The organism is Alkalihalobacterium sp. TH-98 (assembly GCF_057473385.1).
In genome coordinates this window covers 29,253-48,847 of record NZ_JBYCKM010000009.1, presented here as the reverse complement: position 1 = coordinate 48,847, position 19,595 = coordinate 29,253, and the positions used below count along the sequence as shown (strand labels likewise).

Sequence of the window (19,595 nt, the reverse complement as noted above, 5' to 3'; positions counted from 1 at the left end):
ATAATTAAGTGAAAATAAGTTTGGTCAGACAAAGGAGAAAAATTTGCTTGTGACAACTTAGCTAGCCATTGGAAAGGACAATCGTCGAAAAGAGAAACTCATAGTTTTTAAGAAAAAATTACATAAAAAGAGGCTAACACTAATGTGTTGCCTCTTTTCTAATACTATTCAAATTTTAAAGCGTCACCATCAAATGGCTCGTCAGCAATTTTAATTGAATCAGTAGGGCAACCTTCAAATGCATCATTCATGTCATCTAATAATACATCTGGAATTTCTACAATCCCTTGATTGTCATCAAGAGTTACGAATGCAATTCCATCATCATCGTAATCGTAAATGTCTGGGGCAGCTGCTCCACAGGCACCACATGCGATACAAGTATCTTTGTCAACAATTGTGTATTTTGCCATAATAAATCCCTCCATGTAGGTTGTAAAATAAGCATTCCTTAATAATCCCCTATGTATGATAAGATGTATCTTAGTCAATTTTGTGACGGTTGTAAGGAATACAATTTCTAATATATATTGTATAGATGTTTGACCAACATTTCAACAATTAAATCTATTGAGAATACTTATCATATAAGGGGTCTCGCAGTTTATTTATTACCGAATTTCGTTAAAAATAAACTACATGTTGTTATTCGCACTCTGATATTATATAGTTGTACCCAATAAATATAAACAAATGATAAAAGTGGGGAAGATTGTGTCTACAATTACATTAATTTTGCTGTATCTCCTTTCTCTTTTTAACGGGGAACGTACAGTATCAGGAATATATCATTTACTCAAAGGAAAACGTTCATCTCAAACTATTCAAGATGGGCATTTGTATCAAAGTTTATTTTTATTTGGAATATTACCTCGTCTAACTCGAGGTGATCTAGATCAAAAATTAGGAGAATTACTTAATAATCATTATATTAAACAAGAAAGTGAATTGACCTATAAAATTACGAAAAAAGGTGAAGAAATTTTAGTTAGAGAACTGAAGGAGAATAGTTATATATTTCACTTAAATGGATGGAAGCATAAAGGTGTGTCTACACTGTTTTGGTCGAGACTTGTATTAACCATCCAATCATTATCATGTTTAGAGGCAAAGACTCTGAATTTCTTCCCTATTATCAAAGATGAACAAGTGAAAGCTTGGGTCAAAACACACTTCCCAAAATTAAAAAATCGTAAGCGATTTAGTGACAGTTTATACGAAGAATTGATGCTATTAGTATGTAACCTTTCAAAAGAGGAAGCTGAGATTTTTACATATAAGTTATCAGGGTCACATCGTATTGGTCTTACAAATGAACAATTAGCTTTGATGTACGAAAAAGATAAGGAAGCCATTTTCCTGACCCATTTGTCGATTGTGCACAGAATTTTGGACGAGATAGAATTAAATGGTGATCAATTTCCACTCTTGAATACTTTTATTTCAGAAAGGAATCGCTCCTTTCAAATGACAAATTCAACAAGACAAACGTACTTCTTAATGAAACACGGTCTGTCACTTGAGGAGATCGCAATTCAGCGTAATTTAAAATTGAATACGATTGAAGACCATATTGTTGAAATTATGTTAGTGGATAAGTCATTGGAATTAACTGCTTTTATTGAAGCAGAAGAGGTGGAACTCATATCAAAGGTGATCACGAATAGTTCTAATAAAAAACTTAGTCATTTAAAAATGCAGCTTCCCTCAGATATTAGCTTTTTCAAAATTAGGCTCGTATTAGCTAGGTTAGGTGAACAGTAGTGGATTTAGAAAAAGAATTATGTAATCATTTTGGTTATAGTACTTTTAGACCCGGACAAAGAGAAGTAATTCAATCACTAATGTATAAAGAAAATGTGCTGGCGATGCTTCCAACCGGAACAGGCAAATCGATCTGTTTTCAATTACCCGCACTGCTTTTGCCGGGGACAGCCGTAGTTGTTTCTCCTTTACTTTCTTTAATGGAAGATCAAGTACAACAACTTAAAAGTCAGGGTATTAAAAAAGTTGCTGCAATTAATAGTTTTCTTTCTTTTCATGAAAGAAAAAAAGTAATCGACACTATCGGTAGTTACGATATCGTCTATATTTCTCCCGAAAGTCTGATGTCTCAAACGATAATGGACGCACTATCCTCCATTACGATTTCATTATTTGTTATTGATGAGGCTCACTGTATTTCTCAATGGGGACACGACTTTCGAACAGACTACTTAAAGTTAGGTGAAGTTTGGGAACGATTAAGTTGCCCGCCGTGCTTAGCAATTACTGCAACAGCCACCAAGGAAGTTCAAAGGGATATAGTTGCCCAGTTACGTTTACCGGATGTCACATCACATATATATAGCGTTCATCGACCAAATATAGCTATCCAAGTTGAAAAATACGAAGATGTAGATGAGAAGCTTACTGCGTTACTAAATTGGGTAAATAAATTAAACGGCCCAGGATTAATTTATGTATCCTCAAGAGTATGGGCAGAGAATCTTGCTACTCGAATACAAAGTGAAGGAACACAAAATGTTGCATATTATCATGGTGGTTTAGAAAATGATGACCGGCTGTTAATTCAACAGCAATTTATTAACGGTCAGTTAGATATTATATGTTGTACGAATGCGTTTGGGATGGGGATAAACAAAAATAATGTTAGATACGTTATTCATTATCATTTTCCACAGCATATGGAAGCTTACTTACAAGAAATTGGTCGTGCCGGTAGAGATGGTCAAATCAGTTTTGCGCTTTTATTGTATAGTGAAGATGACCGTTACTTACCAATTTCGTTAATTGAACATGAACTGCCTAATAAAAAACAACTTCAAGCGGTTAACCGCTATTTAGAAATGTTAGCCTCAAGCGGACTTTCGCTCACGAGTGACGATGAGGTACAAATACAAGCTCAAATAGGTCTAACAGAAGGCGCTTGGAGATTTTTATATTATCACTTACAATTACAAAATGTAATTCATTTAGGGAATGTGAATAGACAGGCATTACCGTATGCGATGAAATTTATTGAACGAAAAGTAGAAAGCAGGCTCGAAGAAAAGGTCCAAAAAGTGCAAGAAATGATAAACTTTATTGAATGTAATTCATGTAAGCGTGCCTACTATTTATCTTATTTTGAAGAAAAGCTAGATCAAAAGCCGATAAATTGTTGTAATTATTGTGGGTTATCACTAGAAGACTATATGAAAAATAACAGCACACAGATAAAGAAGTTGAATGACTTGTTAACATGGGAAGATGAGTTAAAACGAATTTTTCATCAATTTTAAATTAGGATGTTGAACATGAAGAGGCAAGCAAAGATCATTCAAGAAATGTCAGACCGAGAAATACTTTTAAACCTTTATATCACGCAGGCCATTATGTTACTAATAGCTATCGTTCTGGGCCTTTTTTGGATCGATGACATGTCAGCATTTTGGGAAATGTTTAAATGGAACCCCGGACAAATCTTTCTCATTGGCGGTGGTATTGCAATCGTTGTAATTATCATTGATCTTTTACTCGATCGTTTCTTACCAAAAGAGTGGATGGATGATGGCGGGATTAATGAAAGAGTGTTTGCCAAACGAAATGTCTTTCATATCTTTTTTATAGCATTAATCGTTTCTATAAGTGAAGAAATATTATTTCGAGGTATCTTACAAACACAAATTGGACTGATACCAGCTAGTCTTTTATTTGCACTTATTCATTTTCGTTATCTTTCAAAGCCTTTACTATTTTCTATAGCCGTTGTACTGAGTTTTATTTTAGGGTTATTGTTTGAGCTGACAAATAATTTATTAGTCCCTATATTTACACATTTTCTTATTGACTTTGTATTAGGCCTTTATATTATGATAAAGGCTAGAAAAAACCAAACGTGAACGTTTATTATGGCATTGGGGGGTTCTTATGGTTGAAAAGACGTCGAATGATCAAGCGGAAAAGTTGAGGCAACAAGTAAAGCGAAGAGCGGACAGACAAAAAGATGATATGACCTCCTTACCACCGCGGAGTGAATATCATAAACATAAAAAGAATAAAAGCCGTAAGTTTCGAGTGCGTTTTCCATTAATTCGAGTTTTATTACTACTATTTATTATTCTTGTCATAGCAGCGTTATCCTCACCTATTTGGTTAGAAAATTTGTAAGCAATAAGCTCGCAGTATTAAAAGCAAAAACTCCTTCATAAACATAGGTTAAGTACAAGTTGTATGGGGGAGGAAAATTATGGAAACAAGGCAAATTATAAAACAAGATTATGTTTCGGATACAGGTTTAGTTTTAGTTGAAACGCTAATAGAGCGCAAAGTTACTGAACAATATGCAGAAAAGCTTTTACGAAGAGCAACCCTATCTACTTTAATGTGTTTAGGATTAGGTGTGATCTTTATGCTCTTACAAGGTGCAGCACTTAATTTTTTAACTTTAATAACAAGTGGTTTTCTTTATTTGTATATTGGATTGTTTCTTATATGTTTACTTTTTATGAAAAATGCAAAAAAGAAGCTTGATAAAGCAGAGAAAGAATATGAAGAGTTACGCTCTGAAGTTATTGATCGTCAAGAGCAACTATGGGATACAGCTGAATTATGGAGAAAACGTCATGAGTTATTTAAATTTTTAAATGAAGAATACAAAGTAAATTTATTCCATAAATAAGCACGAGGCTGACTTGTTCAGCCTCGTGCTTATTTATAGGGTGTTCTCTTTTTCTTACGCAGACAAAGAAGGGTGACCAAAAAGGGCATTTTGATTACGGCAATATTCAACACCGTTAATTTGAATTAAATAGTGATTGTAATCTTCGATACGGCCAAAAGCAAGCGTTTGCTTTTTTGCCGGACAAAAGACTTCAACAGGTAATCCGTATTTTATATTAAATTCAATATCCGCATTTGTAATGAGAGACTTGTTTTTAAGTTTATGAAGTAACATTCTGTTCATCAGCTCCTTTCAGCAAGAATAAAATGAACATTTTTGTAAGCGCTTACTTTAGTAACTAAAGTATAACATAAAAGACAGAATTTTCAATAATAAGAAGAAAATTAAGACCATAGACCCGTTTTTTTCTGTTCGCCTGTCCATAATAGGAGCGTAGTGGCTCTATTGTTATTTGTTTTAATGTTTTTATTTGAAAAAAATGAACACGTCTTTTCAAATTTAATAAAGAAGATCCAAGTACTCTAGAAAAAGAGTTAAAGTCCTTTCCTAGGAGGATCAGAGCTAAAAAAAAAGAAAGCCGATTAGTTGGCCTTCTTCAAAGAGAGAAAAATAAGAGGTCATTTACATTTATTACTTTAACACGTATGTGCACTAAAGTAAATATGCAATTGTGAATTTTCAAAAATAAATAAGTGATACAGTTATTTATTCTATTAACCACGTTATTACAGTGTAAATAATAATAAATTCAAACCCTTAATTTTGTCACATTTACAATAAAAAAACAAGGGTAAAATATGCTAATATGAATGCGGGAGTAAAAAACTATTGAGAGGTGAGGGGTATGAGTGGAACTGCTTTAATTGCAGTATTAGGATTTACTGGTTTAATCATGGTTGTATCTATTGGTATGGCGATCGCCTTTTTCAAAGTAGCAGAAGAGACACAATAAAAATCATGTCACTCAAAAATTCGAAGAGGTTTACCTTAAGCGTTATGAACTCGTGGAGTTGAATGGCGCCTAAATAGGTAAACCTCTTCTTTTATATAACAGAAAGTGCTTTTTTGATAAAAATGGGTGGCTTTTTATTGAAAATTGTTTTATTACAGGGTTGCAAAAATTAATGTGTTATAATACAATGACATTAACAAAGGATACAGGGGGAATAAAAAATGACACCAAGTACAGAATTCTTTAGAAACTTACCACCGAAACAATGCACAGACTGTGGTGACGTTATTGATGAACAACATGAGTCTTATCTTCATCAGTGTGAGAAGTGTTTACGTCACGAAGTAGAATAATAGCTGTTACACTAGCTTAATAGAAAGTCTTCATTTCACCGGGGAATTGAAATGAAGGCTTTTTATTTTTGGTTTGATCTGTCCTTTTGGTATCTAGTTGTCTTGTATTTGCCCACTTGCTCTCTAATTAAATCGTATAGTAATCTTAAGGAAAGTTTGGTGATGAAGGGAGAGTATTATGGGGAAACATTTACTGTGAGTAAAGTTATTAGTCCTGGGATGGAGGGGCCTTTGTGAATAAAAAACAGTTAGTGTTGGCAGTGAGTATAGGTTTTCTTGTTATTTTTTCATTAATAAATTATGTTCGATTAACCAAGATCTCTGATGAAATGAGTATTTTGCGGCACAGTATTGAGGGAGTGTCTAGCTCGTTGAATGATATTGAATATAGAGTATCAAATACTTTAAATGAATTTAATGAAGAGCAACGCTGGGTGAGGAACAGTTTCTTTGAAGTTAAAGATGTTCAAAGTGAAAATGAGCAAGTGAAGGTACTGGTTTCTTGGGCTTTACGGGAGTTAGATTATGAGGAACAACTCTTCTTCCTATATCGTGAACAGGGGGCGAGTGAGTGGAAACAAATAGAAGTAGAAGAAGTTGATAGTTTAAGTTACGAAATCGAGCTGATATTATCTTTAAAAGGGAATTATGAAACGCAAATTTTAGCGGTATCAGAAGAACGAAAAAGAAGTGAAGACTTACAATATCTTTCAATTTTTGACCAAGTACAAGATCGTATTCACGCTGATGTATATGTCTATTCTTATAGTCGCGAATATATGGACCTGCATATTATGATGCAACAGTATGGTGGAGGCAATATGTTTCTAGAAGATAAAGAACTACTCAAAATTAGGAGTGCAAAAGCGCATGTCTATGTTAATGATAAATTGTTAAAAACGGTTGATGTATTAGCGAACTCTAATCAAGAAACATATACGCCGTACGACCTAATGTATGAGTACAATGAAAGAATACAATTTGATGAAGCATTATATGAGCTAGGTCAAGTGCGAGTGGAATTGGTCATAACAGATGGTATGGGAATTGAATACAAAAGGACGAATTTCGATTATTAAAACAATGATTTGAACTGACTTGTTGAAGTCGGTTCTTTTTTTTGTTCCAGCTAATGTAGATAATAATTGTTATTAGGTTGACGGGAAAAGATGTGATTTGTCTTCTAAGCGACTTTTTGCAGTAATTACTTCAGGGTTTTCGTTGTGGTAAAATGAATAAAAAAGATACTTTGTTGAAGGAAGGTAGAATAATGGCGAAGGAGCTTACCGTTAACATCCCAAGTACAGCTGTTGATGAAGCAATTGAACAGCTAAATATTGTAGGGGTGTTCAATTTATACTACGACCAGCCGTTTGAAACAACGGTGGATGAAAATGGATATGGGATCGAAATTCAGGAAAATCAAGATATTATATTACATATCGTTGTGGAAGACGATATTGAAGTAAATACAATTCTTCAGTTAGTTAGTGAGACGTTACAAGTCTCTGTACAGGAAATTACACAGGCAGATATTTCTCTTCAAATTGACCCTATTCAATTTGATGACATTAACTTATCCAATGGTTGGATGATCTGTTATGGTGAATGTGTTGGTAGTAAGCGAGAAAAAACAATATATTTAGACCCTCAGGCTGCTTTTGGAACTGGTGTTCATGAAACGACACAAGATTGCTTACAAATCATCCTGAATGATCGGTTAGATGACATGAATGTCCTTGATATTGGGACTGGTTCTGGAGTACTTGCTATTGCTGCAGCTATCAAAGGCGCTGTTAACGTTACAGCTATTGATATTGAACCAGTTGAGAGAGAAGTTGCACATCAGGCAAGCTTAAATGAAGTTTCAAATATAACGGTTCATCAAGTAGATATTTTAGAAGAGAATTTTGACTTTCCAAATAACATTGATTGGACGATTATAAATATTGGAGCAGATGAAACTGTAAAAGTTATTGATCAACACCGCTTGTATGAGAAAACTAGCAAATTATTGATTTCAGGCATGGTTGAATGGAATGAAGAAAAGGTCCGTACCTATTTATGTAATGTTGGCTTCAGAGCTTCAGAACGAATCCAATCAAATGAATGGGTAACTGCTTTATATAGTAAATAAGTATTTAGTTAAAGCAGTTAGATTGCTAGCTTAAGATTAAAGCGGGGTTATTCGACCTTGTTTTTCGACCCGACTTACTATGTAAATCGGGTTTTTACTTTGAAAAACAAAAAGTTCTTAAAAATTACACAATATTTTTTAAAATGTTGGTTGATTTTAACAGTGTGATGTATTAAAATGACATAAATATTTTAAAAAATCAGAAAATAAAAAACAGGAGTGAGAGAACAAAATGACTTTAAAGGAAGAAGCTTTGCGGATGCATAAACAGCATCAAGGGAAACTAGAAGTAATCTCAAAAGTATCAGTGCAGAATACGAGGGACTTAAGTTTAGCGTATTCACCAGGGGTAGCTGAACCATGTAAGGAAATTGCTAATGACCGAGAGCGAGTGTTTGACTACACAATGAAAGGAAATACAGTTGCTGTTGTATCAGATGGTACAGCGGTATTAGGCTTAGGAAACATTGGTCCTGAAGCAGCTATGCCTGTTATGGAAGGGAAAGCTCTTTTATTTAAATCATTTGCTGGAGTAGATGCTTTTCCAATTTGTCTAGACACAAACGATGTAGAAGAGATTATTCGCACTGTAAAGCTTCTTCAACCTACGTTTGGCGGTATAAATTTAGAAGACATTGCTGCACCTAGTTGCTTTATAATTGAAGAACGATTAAAAAAGGAAATGAATATTCCTGTTTTTCACGATGATCAGCATGGAACAGCTATTGTTACTGCAGCTGGGCTGTTGAATTCCCTAAAAATAACAAAAAAAGAACTTACCGATATAAAGGTGGTAGTTAATGGCGCTGGTTCAGCAGGAATCGCTATCGTTAAATTGTTGCATTCGATGGGTGTGCAACATATAATTTTGTGTGATTCGAAAGGGGCCATTTTTAAAGGGCGTTCTTATGGAATGAATCCAGTAAAAGAAGAAGTTTCAGAATTTACAAACACGGAGAGATTAGAAGGGACTTTAGCGGATATTATTGCAGGTACTGATGTATTTATTGGTGTGTCTGTGGAAGGCGCTTTAACAAAAGCAATGGTTCGCTCAATGAATAATGATCCAATCATTTTTGCCATGGCTAATCCGAATCCGGAAATCTTACCGAAAGATGCGATTGAAGCTGGTGCAAAAATAATCGGAACTGGAAGATCTGATTTTCCAAATCAAGTGAATAATGTGTTAGCTTTTCCGGGTATTTTCCGAGGCGCCTTAGACGTGTTTGCAACCGATATTAACGAAAGTATGAAAATTGCAGCTGTTTACGCTATTGCGCGCTTAGTATCGGATAGTGAACTAAAGCCAGACTATATCATTCCAAATCCGTTTGATCCAAGAGTAGCTCCTGAAGTTGCGAAAAATGTGGCAAAGGCTGCCTTGGAAACCGGTGTTGCCAGAAAGATGGTAAATCCAGAAGAAGTAGCTTCTAGAACAAGGGAAATGTCCGCTATCCGTGATAATGTGTATTTAAGTTGTCATCTTGGAACTTAATAAAAATCTGGCCGTCTATAATAAAGAATACATGGCTTAAGATTGAGTACTAAAGTTAAAAAGTTACGATATATTTTGGTAATGAGAGGAGAACTGAATAGTCCTCCTCTTTTTTATTTTCATATAGACTTACTAAAGTACATAAGTTCAGTAGGGATGAGATCACCATTACCATCTGTATGCATATAGTTAAGAGGTTAAAAGAATAATTATCTAGAGAGGGGGAAGGAGTTTGAATAAATGGTTAGTTAAAAAAATTTTGTTATTAATTGTTGGGCATGTTTGTATTAGTATTTCTTCAGGGATTTTCCCATCGCCATTTGCTTTAACGTTCTCAGAGTGGTTGGGAGAGTTAGTTTTTGCTCCTTTTTCTTTATTAGGTGCTACCTTATTATTTATCATCGGCTTTATGGCATTAGCCTTTGTAATTAAAGAAATTATACTTGGTGTTGTGTACCCCTTCTTAGATAATAGGTTGGTAGATCGCAATGAGTGTGTAATAGCTATTATTCTTTTTATTTCTTTTATCATACAATTCATACTTCATCCGATTGCAGGCGTTCTATCCGGAATTTTAGCTGCTGCATATGGTATAATGGAGGCAAATGAAGGAAAAGTTTATGATAGAAATTCGTAAAGGAGTTTTCGGATACTGTGATTTTTATTTTTATTGTTAGTATCGCATTAGCACTCGGCACCATTTTGCTGCTTTTTATGTATAGAGAAGCTTTTCGAAATCATGTTAGTGAAATTGAGCTAGAATTTCCTAATTTTCCTCAATCATTTGATGGAATGAGGATTTTTTTTATTTCTGATATTCATTTTCGTTTAATTGATGAAGAACTCGTCCGTCAAATGAAAGGGAAAGTTGATTTAGTCATTATAGGTGGAGATCTATTAGAAAAGAAAGTTCCATTTTCAAATGTTGAAAAAAACATTACATTACTTCAATCAATAGGTCCTATCCATTTTGTTTGGGGGAACAATGATTATGAAGGTGACTTTCGAAGATTAGATGCGACATTACTTGAAAAAGGTGTCCAAATATTAGATAATACAGCAATTACATACGAAAATGAAGGAGAAAAAATTATCCTTCTAGGTGTCGATGATGTTGGTTGTGAAAGGGATCGTTTAGAGTTGGCCCTTCAAGATAGTGATGAAGGATTTAGAATTTTAATTAGTCATAATCCTAGTATCATTGAACAACTAAAAGATGAACACCAAATAAGCTTAGTTTTATCTGGACATACGCATGGAGGGCAAATTCGGTTCTTTGGTTTTGGGGTAGCCGAAATCGGTGGGCTGAAGATGCGGAATAACACAACCTTATTTATTAGTAATGGTTATGGTACTACAGGAGTACCTCTTCGATTAGGGGCAAGGGCAGAAGCACATATGATCACATTAAGGTCCCGATAAAATATTAATTATTGAGCGTTTATTATACAAAGTTTACACAAACGTTTTCCTCTATTATACTAAGGGTATTACTGTTGGTGGTTTGGAGGAAGTTCAATGTCTTCAAAAGAAGGAAAGTATAATATTAAAGCAATTTGCCAGATGCTCGGAATTCAACCTGGAACTCTTAGAGCTTGGGAAAGAAGATATAAAATGATTGAGCCTGTAAGGAATCAGGCAGGGCATAGGTTATATACGGAAGAACATGTTGCTATATTACGCTGGCTTATTGAGAAAGTAAATAATGGTTTCACAATCGGTCAAGCGGTGGGGCTTATGGAAAAAGGAAATATTGTTTTTGATGTAACAGCTGAAAAGAAAAAGGACGATTACTCAGAACAGTTAGCTGATGAAATCTTAGAAGCATTACTGCAATTCAGAGAAAATAAAGCCCATGAACTTATGAATCAAGCCTTTAGTTTATTTAATGTAGAAAAAGTAACGATCGAGATACTAGGTCCATTGTTAGTAAGAGTAGGTGACATGTGGGAAAAGGGTGACATAACAGTAGCTCATGAACACTTTATATCTAGTTTCTTGCGAACGAAAATCGGAAACATTTTCCAAAGTTTCCCTGTTGACGGTTATTTACCAAAGGTAGTTGCTGTTTGCGGCCCTCAGGAAAAGCATGAACTTGGCTTACTGATCTTCACGTTATTCTTAAGAAGAAAAGGGTTTGAAGTCGTTTATTTAGGCGGTGGTATACCTGAGCGTGATGTTGAATTGGTGATTAAAGAAGTGAATGCTAAGTTTTTCTTTACATCGTGTACGTTGTCAGTAAATCTACCGAGTACATTTGCACTCATTGATCATCTAGAAGAGACATTTGAGGACCTTATAATTGGTGTAGGTGGTACAGCTTTAAGCTACATGTCTGAAAAAGATGAACAGAAGTATGGTAAATATGTAGTTGGTATAACAAAACAAGATTGGGAAAGTTGGTTATCTGCTCACCTAAAACGATAATCTATTATAGGAAATGGTTATAAAGCAAGAACCATCGACGTTCCTCTGACATATCTTATAGTAACAATCATGACAACAAACGGTACAATATACGCATTAACCGTTCAATGAACGGTCTGGGGCGAGATGCCTGGCACAGGGAGGGTCATAGATGCGTTTAGAGCGTTTAACCATGGATAAAATAAAAATTTTTTTAACCTTTGATGACCTAAAAGAAAGAGGAATGACGAAAGAAGACTTGTGGATGGACGGTCCGAAAGTACATGATCTGTTTCGTGAAATGATGTCCGAAGCAGATGATGAATTGGGTTTTAAAGCGGATGGGCCAGTAGCTGTCGAAGTATTTGTTATGCCAGCACAAGGTATGGTCATCATCGTTACAAAAGGCTCTAGAGACGATGAAGAGTTTGAAGATGATTATGATGATGGTTACATTGAAATGAAGGTTACACTTGATGAAAGTGATGAAGTGTTCTATGAATTTGACACCTTCGAAGATGTAATTGCTTTATCCTCAAGACTCTATCCTTTTGGAGTGGTTGGCGGTACGTTATACTCATATGACAATAAATTTTATTTAAAATTCGAAGAATACGATCTTATTGGAGTAGATGACGATTCGTTTATCGCATTATTATCTGAATTTGGGAACCCTTCAACAATAACCACTTATCGGATTGCAGAATATGGTAAAGAATTAATGCAAGTAGAAGCGATTTATCGAACGTACCACACGTTTGTCAATAGGCCTAAATGTTAACGCCTCTCAAAAAGGGGCGTTTCTTTATTTTCTTACAGTAAACAGGCCCCTTTACGCTTTTCTATTTGTCTAGCTCCAGTTTCCCGGCGTCTAGTGGACTTCACTCGCCTCCTTACGATAAGGCAACATCGTATCGCATTCGCTCTACCTGTTTTCTTTATCTCATACGGCGGCTTCCAGTCCATGCGCCTCTAAACGGGTCCTTACGCTTTTTTATACTTCATGTTATGATAGTAGGGATTGTGGTAATTTTTGTTGTGTTGTAGCAAGAGTTACATAGGCGAATATAATGAGGATACATATTATTTTAGGAGTGATACTCAATATGAAAATTGGTGTATTGTACGGCGGAACATCAGCTGAGCGAGAGGTTTCTTTGTCTTCGGGTAAAGGAATTATCGATGCCCTCTCAAAAAAAGGACATGAAGTTATCGGTATTGATTTCCATCCACAACGAATTAATGACATCATCAACTTAAATGTTGATATCGTATATATAGGTTTGCACGGACGTTACGGTGAAGATGGTAGAATTCAAGCATTACTTGAGATGCTGAACATCCCATATGTAGGGTCGGGAGTTCTAGGATCTGCTTTAGCGATGGATAAAGCAAAAGCAAAAACGTTCTTTCATAAATATGGAATTCGTGTAGCGAAAGAAATGGTTGTATATAAGCATAACTATAATAAAGGGCAATTTAAATGGGATACAAATTTCCCAGCAGTAGTTAAACCTAATCAGGAAGGTTCCACAATAGGATTAACGATTGCTCAAAATGAACAAGAATTATTAAATGGTATCGAAGAAGCGTTTAAGTTTGATGATACTGTATTAGTGGAAGAATTTATTGATGGTGTCGAAGTAACGGTTGCAGTAATGGGGAATAAAGGCGAGGAAAAAGCATTACCAGTTGTCGAGATTGTACCGAAAAATAAATATTATGATTATGAAGCGAAATATGCTCCTGGTATGAGTGAGCATATTGTTCCTGCTCGTGTTGAGCATGAAGTGACAACTTTGCTGCAAAAAAATGCAGTCTTAGCCCATCAATCATTAGGTTGTGATATTTACTCACGTGTAGATTTTATCGTACCAAGAGACGGCAGTGAACCTGTTATACTAGAAGTAAATACACTCCCAGGAATGACGCCAACGAGTCTCTATCCAGATGCAGCGAGAGAAATTGGCTTATCGTATGAGGATATGATTGAACGTTTAGTAGAGCTTTCCATCAAAAAGTAAGTAAGAAAAAAAGGCTGACTTAAAAGGTCGCATTTAGCGGCTGATTGAGTTAGCCTTTTCTCTTATCAAAACAGAGGTTAACTTTATCAATATAGCTCCTCCTATTAACATTTATTGATAATTCTACTTTACTTCCATGAAAAATTGAGCGGATGTTGGTTGATCTTGATAATATGTACTTTTTAAAAAGTGCAAAATCGCATGATTAAACTCATCTGGTTTTTCTATCTTACCAACATGACCTGCTTTTTTAATAGTTACTAATTGTGAATTTGGAATAAGTTTGTGCATCTTTTTTTGATTAATAGGTCGACATATTTTGTCACTCTTACATAAAATGATTAATGTCGGGACATCGATTGTTGGTAAGAGCGTTCGATAATCGATTTCTAAGCACGCTTTCCACGCTGGAATAAAGCTGCTGCGTTCGTCGGACCAAGCAGGTAATACTTTTTCGATTATCTCTTTATCTTTCGAGTAAAGACACCTTTCAGTTGAAATCATTTTATGTTCTTCAGGAGTAAGCTGTTCGATCTTTTTTTTCTTACTCTTATAAATAAAGTTTCCGAGCCACTTTGGTACATAAAAGATTGAATTAGCAAGAATGAGCGATTGAACTTTTGAGGAATTTAATTTATAAATTTCTTGTGCGATAATTCCACCCATTGATAATCCGCAAATATGAGCTTTCTTTATATTGAGCTTATCTAGAAGGGATAGAACATCTTTAGCAAAACTAGTAATAGATATTTCTTTGTTGTCAGGAAGTGTTGATTTTCCAAATCCTCTTAAGTCAGGAATAATTAAATCATAATGATCGGCCAGTTCATGTTGATATTTCCATCCTTCTTTTCTTTCGCCTAAACCGTGGATGAGGACAAGTGGTTCTCCAGTTCCAAGTCGGTCATAATAAAGAGTAATATCATTAACGACAACGTTATACACTCAAAATCCCTCCATTCTTGAATATAATACCATATATACAGGCTATAATAACCTAATTTATCTAAGGAAAATTGTGATAGCTTAGTAAATTTATTTTTTATGTAGTTGTAACTTCCTTAAGTTGATAAATTTAAGGCCTGAAACAGCTCATGTTTTATTTTTTTTAATTAATAAAGTAAAACTTCATCCAAGGAGTTTTATTCATCGGTTCAATAGCAACAAAGTTTACAAAAACTTTTTATAACAATGGGTGGAAAAAATATGTCTTTTTCTTTATAGTTATAGATGGTAAGTTTTTTAATATAATTACACTTTTGTTTGATCATATCTTCGAGGTGAATTTCATGGTAGAGAAGGACAGGCAGGAAGCTACTGAGTCTAAAGAAAAGGAAAATATGAATGTTTTGTTTTCCACGCAAAAAGTAATAAAAGAGGCATTAGATAAACTTGGTTATGCCGATGAAATGTATGAGTTAATGAAAGAGCCAGTTCGAATGTTGACTGTTCGTATTCCAGTTCGAATGGATGATGGTTCAACTAAGATTTTTACAGGGTACCGTGCTCAACATAATGATGCTGTAGGACCAACAAAAGGTGGAGTAAGGTTCCATCCGAGTGTTACAGAAACAGAAGTGAAAGCGCTGTCAATTTGGATGAGTCTTAAAGCGGGTATCGTTGATTTACCATACGGTGGAGGGAAAGGCGGTATTGTTTGTGATCCTCGTGATATGTCATTCCGAGAATTAGAACGATTAAGTCGGGGATATGTTCGTGCAATTAGCCAGGTAGTAGGTCCAACGAAAGATATTCCAGCACCAGATGTATTTACAAACTCTCAAATTATGGCTTGGATGCTTGATGAATATAGTAGAATTCGTGAATTTGATTCTCCGGGGTTTATTACAGGAAAGCCAATTGTACTAGGTGGTTCACACGGGCGCGAATCGGCTACAGCTAAAGGTGTAACGATTTGTATTCGAGAAGCAGCCAAGAAAAAAGGTATTGATATTGAGGGAGCGCGTGTCGTCATCCAAGGTTTTGGAAATGCAGGAAGTTTTCTTGCGAAATTCATGCATGACCAAGGAGCGAAAGTAATTGGTATTTCAGATGCTTATGGTGCTCTGCATGATCCTGATGGCCTAGACATTGAATATTTACTCGATCGTCGTGACAGTTTCGGTACGGTCACAAATCTTTTCAAAGAAACGATTTCAAATAAAGAATTGCTAGAACTTGATTGTGATATCCTTGTACCAGCTGCTATTGAAAATCAAATTACAGAAGAAAATGCGGCAAACATTAAAGCTAAAATTGTCGTTGAAGCAGCCAATGGACCAACGACGTTAGAAGGAACACGCATTTTAACCGAAAATGATGTATTAATCGTTCCTGATGTATTAGCAAGTGCGGGTGGTGTGACAGTTTCTTACTTTGAGTGGGTTCAAAACAACCAAGGCTATTATTGGACAGAAGAAGAAGTTGAAGCCAAATTAGAAAAAGTAATGGTCCAAGCGTTTAATAACATTTATAACCTTTCTCGTGGTAGAAAGGTAAACATGCGCTTAGCTGCATATATGGTTGGTGTTCGTAAAATGGCTGAAGCTTCTAGATTTAGAGGTTGGGTATAATTATTTTAAAGTTGCATTAAAGAAATGTTAGATAATAAACTACAACCCTTGCATCGAATTGATGCAAGGGTTTATAGTTGTTAGAGATAAAACAAGAGGTGGAAATGTTATGATTCAAGAAGAAGTTATTATCGTTGGCGGAGGTCCATGTGGGTTAGCAGCAGCTCTTGCGTTGATGGATCAAGGGTATAACCCATTAGTGATTGAAAAAGATAACATTGTTAGCTCAATCTACCGTTACCCAACACACCAGACCTTTTTTAGTACCAGTGAGAAACTTGAAATTGGCGGGGTTCCTTTTGTAACGGTTGAAAGGAAACCTAAGAGAAATCAAGCTCTCTCTTACTATCGAGAAGTGGTTAAGCGTAAGGGAATTCGTATAAATGCTTATGAACAAGTAATAGAAGTAAATAAGAGAAATGATAGTACCTTTACTGTAAGTACATTTAAAAATAAAGAATTACCGGTTGAATATCATTGTAAGCATGTCATTGTGGCCACTGGTTATTATGATCATCCCAACATGATGGGGGTAAAAGGCGAGGATCAAAATCATGTTTTCCATTACTTTAAAGAGGCTCACCCATACTTTGACAAAGACGTCGTTGTGATTGGGGGCAAAAATTCAGCTGTTGATGCTGCACTTGAACTTGAGCGCGTTGGAGCTAGAGTAACCGTTCTTTACCGTGGTCATGAATTTTCAAAAAGTGTAAAGCCTTGGATCCTACCGGAGTTTGCAGCATTAATTAATAACGATCTAATTCAAATGGTTTTTAACGCCGAAGTGATTGAAATAAAAAAAGAATCTGTAGTATATGAAGTAAATGGAGTAAAAAGAGAAGAGAAATCAGATTTTATTTTTGCGATGACCGGTTACCATCCAGATCATTCATTTTTGCATAAAATGGGTGTAGGTACAGAAAAAGAAACTGGGAGACCAATTTTTAATGAGGTTACAATGGAAACGAATGTGGAAGGTATTTTTATAGCTGGTGTTATTGCAGCAGGAAATAATGCAAATGAAATCTTTATTGAAAACGGGCGCTTTCATGGTGGTTTAATTGCAGCTGAAATCGTTAAGAGAGATCGTAGTCGAAATTGATCAAAGGAAAGTAAAATTTAATAGACAGGGAGATTAGACATATGAGAAAGGTCGCTTTAATTACAACTGGTGGAACAATCGCATCCAAGAAAATAGCTAGTGGCTTGCTGTCATCAGGCGAGTTAACTGGTGAAGAACTAGCTTCACTTTGCCGATTGCCGTCTGATATTCAAGTAGAAGTCCATAGTTTATTTCAGCTTCCAAGCATGCATATCGATTTTGATCGGATGCTCGAATTAAAAAGGAAAATCGATGAAGTGTTTGAAGATCAATCAGTAAGCGGGATTGTCGTTACCCATGGCACAGATTCGTTGGAGGAAACAGCTTACTTTTTAGATTTAGCTGTTACCGACCAAAGAAAGATCGTTGTGACAGGTTCGCAACGCTCACCTGATGATCTCGGAACGGACGTTTATTCAAATCTTAGAAATTCAATATATGTTGCAGTCGATAAAAGCCTAGATAATATTGGGACAGTGATTGTATTTAATGAGCGTATCTGGTCAGCTAAATATGTAAAGAAGGTGCATGCATCAAATATGCAAGGATTTGAATCATTTGGTTATGGTTATTTAGGAATTATCGATAATGACGTTGTAAGTGTTTATCAAAAACCACTAGAAAGAGACTGCTATGTAATTAATGACCACCTCCCTCACGTGGAAATTATTAAATGCTATGCAGGTGCAGATGGTAAATTTATAAGATGTGCCGTGAGCGAGGGAGCAAAAGGAATCGTCCTTGAAGGGGTAGGAAGAGGGCAAGTATCTCCGCACATGGTAGATGATCTTTCGGAAGCTATAAAAGCAGGAGTTCAAGTAGTTGTTACTACTAGTGCTGAAGAAGGACAAGTACATACTTCCTATGACTATCGTGGTAGTGCCCATGACTTGAAATTAAGAGGTGTTTTCTTAGGAAAGGACTACGATTCAAAAAAAGCAAGAATAAAGCTTGCTGTATTAATTTCATCTGGGGAAGACATAGAAAAAGGGTTTAAAATATAAAGAATTGATTGATGTTCAGAGAGGATTGGAAGAACGTTGTTTTCGCTCATAACGGCAACCACTGGTCCAGCCATGGCTTTATTTTGTTATTTTTATCTAAAAAATGATGTCAGTCACCAAGCATTGCTAATGATCATAAAAACATTTATTATAGGAGCTCTCTTGGTGTTTCCAGTCATGGTCATTCAATATGCATTTGAAGTGGAAGGCGTATTTACCTCGGAGTTTACGATTGCTTTTCTCGGGTATGCGTTTACTGAAGAGTTCTTTAAATGGTTTCTCCTTTTTTTCTTTGCGTATAAGCATGCAACTTTTAATAAAACATATGATGGTATTATTTACGGGGTCTCTATTTCATTAGGGTTTGCCTCTGTAGAAAACTTTTTTTATATAATAGCAAATGGTCTAGAAACAGCTTGGCTTAGAGCTTTATTTCCCGTAAGTAGTCATGCGTTGTTTGGAGTAATCATGGGGTATTATCTGGGGAAAGCGAAGTTTTCAAGAAAGCGTCGTAATCGCTATGTGCTATTTTCATTATTGCTTCCCATTTTACTTCACGGAAGCTATGATTTAATATTATTAACAATGGACAGATATATTCACATTACGATGCTTTTATTTATGATTGGCTTGTGGACGTTTAGTATACACAAAGTGAAAATGGCAAACTAGATCGAGTGTTAGGGGTGTAAATATGACTGAAAACACAAGATATCGTGTTGTAATTCGTTGTCAAAAATGTGGTGAAAAATTTATCCTTCGCGGAAGCCGAGGAAAAGACGGTAACTATGAAACAGGATTTATTCGTTGTGTATGTGGGAATGAAGATGACTTACAAATAGATGCAACCCCTGAATAAAATAGAAAAGCGGAAGGGGTCTGC

The 19,595-nt window shown here is 35.4% G+C and carries 22 protein-coding genes; 19 read left to right on the top strand and 3 right to left on the bottom strand.

Annotated elements, in window-relative coordinates; genetic code table 11:
- Window positions 1–164: 164 nt before the first annotated feature.
- Window positions 165–413 carry a 4Fe-4S domain-containing protein gene (locus tag AC2VNP_RS03445; RefSeq protein WP_216831662.1) on the bottom strand — a complete coding sequence of 83 codons (249 nt, stop codon included), beginning with the start codon at window positions 411–413 and terminating at the stop codon, window positions 165–167.
- A gap of 301 nt (window positions 414–714) precedes the next feature.
- On the opposite strand from AC2VNP_RS03445, the gene AC2VNP_RS03440 reads away from it, so the two are divergent.
- From AC2VNP_RS03440 to AC2VNP_RS03420, 5 genes are all read left to right on the top strand, one after another.
- Window positions 715–1,764: a YpbB family protein gene (locus tag AC2VNP_RS03440; protein ID WP_486916014.1), complete on the top strand. Its 1,050-nt coding sequence runs from the start codon at window positions 715–717 to the stop codon at window positions 1,762–1,764.
- Window positions 1,764–3,284, top strand: coding sequence for a RecQ family ATP-dependent DNA helicase (locus tag AC2VNP_RS03435; protein ID WP_486916013.1), 1,521 nt, complete (start codon window positions 1,764–1,766; stop codon window positions 3,282–3,284). Before AC2VNP_RS03440 ends, AC2VNP_RS03435 begins: the two co-directional genes overlap by 1 nt.
- A gap of 15 nt (window positions 3,285–3,299) precedes the next feature.
- On the top strand, window positions 3,300–3,884 hold the full coding sequence (locus AC2VNP_RS03430; RefSeq protein WP_486916012.1) for a CPBP family intramembrane glutamic endopeptidase: 585 nt from the start codon (window positions 3,300–3,302) through the stop codon (window positions 3,882–3,884).
- Between the two features lie 28 nt (window positions 3,885–3,912).
- Complete coding sequence (locus tag AC2VNP_RS03425; RefSeq protein WP_486916011.1) at window positions 3,913–4,152, top strand: hypothetical protein; 240 nt, start codon at window positions 3,913–3,915, stop codon at window positions 4,150–4,152.
- 79 nt (window positions 4,153–4,231) lie between these two features.
- On the top strand, window positions 4,232–4,663 hold the full coding sequence (locus tag AC2VNP_RS03420; RefSeq protein ID WP_486916010.1) for a DUF2663 family protein: 432 nt from the start codon (window positions 4,232–4,234) through the stop codon (window positions 4,661–4,663).
- A gap of 54 nt (window positions 4,664–4,717) precedes the next feature.
- On the opposite strand, the gene AC2VNP_RS03415 is transcribed toward AC2VNP_RS03420, so the two are convergent.
- Window positions 4,718–4,948, bottom strand: a complete 231-nt coding sequence (locus AC2VNP_RS03415; protein ID WP_486916009.1) for a hypothetical protein — start codon at window positions 4,946–4,948, stop codon at window positions 4,718–4,720.
- An 891-nt stretch (window positions 4,949–5,839) separates the two neighbouring features.
- Between AC2VNP_RS03415 and yhfH the strand changes: the two genes are divergently transcribed.
- The 9 genes from yhfH to AC2VNP_RS03370 all read left to right on the top strand — a co-directional run bounded on the left by yhfH (window position 5,840) and on the right by AC2VNP_RS03370 (window position 14,033).
- A complete protein-coding gene (yhfH, locus tag AC2VNP_RS03410; RefSeq protein WP_275116600.1) occupies window positions 5,840–5,971 on the top strand; it encodes a protein YhfH in 132 nt (43 codons plus the stop codon).
- A gap of 233 nt (window positions 5,972–6,204) precedes the next feature.
- On the top strand, window positions 6,205–7,050 hold the full coding sequence (locus tag AC2VNP_RS03405; RefSeq protein ID WP_486916008.1) for a hypothetical protein: 846 nt from the start codon (window positions 6,205–6,207) through the stop codon (window positions 7,048–7,050).
- Between the two features lie 191 nt (window positions 7,051–7,241).
- Entirely contained in the window at window positions 7,242–8,108 is an 867-nt protein-coding gene (locus tag AC2VNP_RS03400) for a 50S ribosomal protein L11 methyltransferase (protein ID WP_486916007.1), read from the top strand.
- A gap of 232 nt (window positions 8,109–8,340) precedes the next feature.
- A complete protein-coding gene (ystJ, locus tag AC2VNP_RS03395; protein WP_486916006.1) occupies window positions 8,341–9,603 on the top strand; it encodes an NADP-dependent malic enzyme in 1,263 nt (420 codons plus the stop codon).
- A gap of 232 nt (window positions 9,604–9,835) precedes the next feature.
- Entirely contained in the window at window positions 9,836–10,240 is a 405-nt protein-coding gene (locus AC2VNP_RS03390; RefSeq protein WP_486916005.1) for a hypothetical protein, read from the top strand.
- A gap of 17 nt (window positions 10,241–10,257) precedes the next feature.
- Window positions 10,258–11,025: a metallophosphoesterase gene (locus tag AC2VNP_RS03385; RefSeq protein ID WP_486916004.1), complete on the top strand. Its 768-nt coding sequence runs from the start codon at window positions 10,258–10,260 to the stop codon at window positions 11,023–11,025.
- A 96-nt stretch (window positions 11,026–11,121) separates the two neighbouring features.
- A complete protein-coding gene (locus tag AC2VNP_RS03380; protein ID WP_486916003.1) occupies window positions 11,122–12,030 on the top strand; it encodes a MerR family transcriptional regulator in 909 nt (302 codons plus the stop codon).
- A 151-nt stretch (window positions 12,031–12,181) separates the two neighbouring features.
- A complete protein-coding gene (locus AC2VNP_RS03375) occupies window positions 12,182–12,790 on the top strand; it encodes a genetic competence negative regulator (RefSeq protein ID WP_486916002.1) in 609 nt (202 codons plus the stop codon).
- Between the two features lie 325 nt (window positions 12,791–13,115).
- Entirely contained in the window at window positions 13,116–14,033 is a 918-nt protein-coding gene (locus AC2VNP_RS03370) for a D-alanine--D-alanine ligase family protein (RefSeq protein ID WP_486916001.1), read from the top strand.
- 123 nt (window positions 14,034–14,156) lie between these two features.
- On the opposite strand, the gene AC2VNP_RS03365 is transcribed toward AC2VNP_RS03370, so the two are convergent.
- Window positions 14,157–14,978, bottom strand: coding sequence for an alpha/beta fold hydrolase (locus tag AC2VNP_RS03365; RefSeq protein ID WP_486916000.1), 822 nt, complete (start codon window positions 14,976–14,978; stop codon window positions 14,157–14,159).
- A gap of 344 nt (window positions 14,979–15,322) precedes the next feature.
- Here AC2VNP_RS03365 and AC2VNP_RS03360 point away from each other — a divergent pair, with 344 nt between their 5' ends.
- The 5 genes from AC2VNP_RS03360 to AC2VNP_RS03340 all read left to right on the top strand — a co-directional run bounded on the left by AC2VNP_RS03360 (window position 15,323) and on the right by AC2VNP_RS03340 (window position 19,571).
- Window positions 15,323–16,606, top strand: a complete 1,284-nt coding sequence (locus tag AC2VNP_RS03360; protein ID WP_486915999.1) for a Glu/Leu/Phe/Val family dehydrogenase — start codon at window positions 15,323–15,325, stop codon at window positions 16,604–16,606.
- Between the two features lie 109 nt (window positions 16,607–16,715).
- Window positions 16,716–17,708, top strand: coding sequence for a YpdA family putative bacillithiol disulfide reductase (locus AC2VNP_RS03355; RefSeq protein ID WP_486915998.1), 993 nt, complete (start codon window positions 16,716–16,718; stop codon window positions 17,706–17,708).
- 41 nt (window positions 17,709–17,749) lie between these two features.
- Window positions 17,750–18,712 (top strand): asparaginase, encoded by a 963-nt coding sequence (locus AC2VNP_RS03350; protein ID WP_486915997.1) that lies wholly within the window; start codon window positions 17,750–17,752, stop codon window positions 18,710–18,712.
- A 36-nt stretch (window positions 18,713–18,748) separates the two neighbouring features.
- Window positions 18,749–19,384: a glutamic-type intramembrane protease PrsW gene (gene prsW, locus AC2VNP_RS03345; RefSeq protein ID WP_486915996.1), complete on the top strand. Its 636-nt coding sequence runs from the start codon at window positions 18,749–18,751 to the stop codon at window positions 19,382–19,384.
- 22 nt (window positions 19,385–19,406) lie between these two features.
- On the top strand, window positions 19,407–19,571 hold the full coding sequence (locus AC2VNP_RS03340) for a hypothetical protein (RefSeq protein ID WP_275116583.1): 165 nt from the start codon (window positions 19,407–19,409) through the stop codon (window positions 19,569–19,571).
- The last annotated feature ends 24 nt before the right edge of the window (window positions 19,572–19,595 follow it).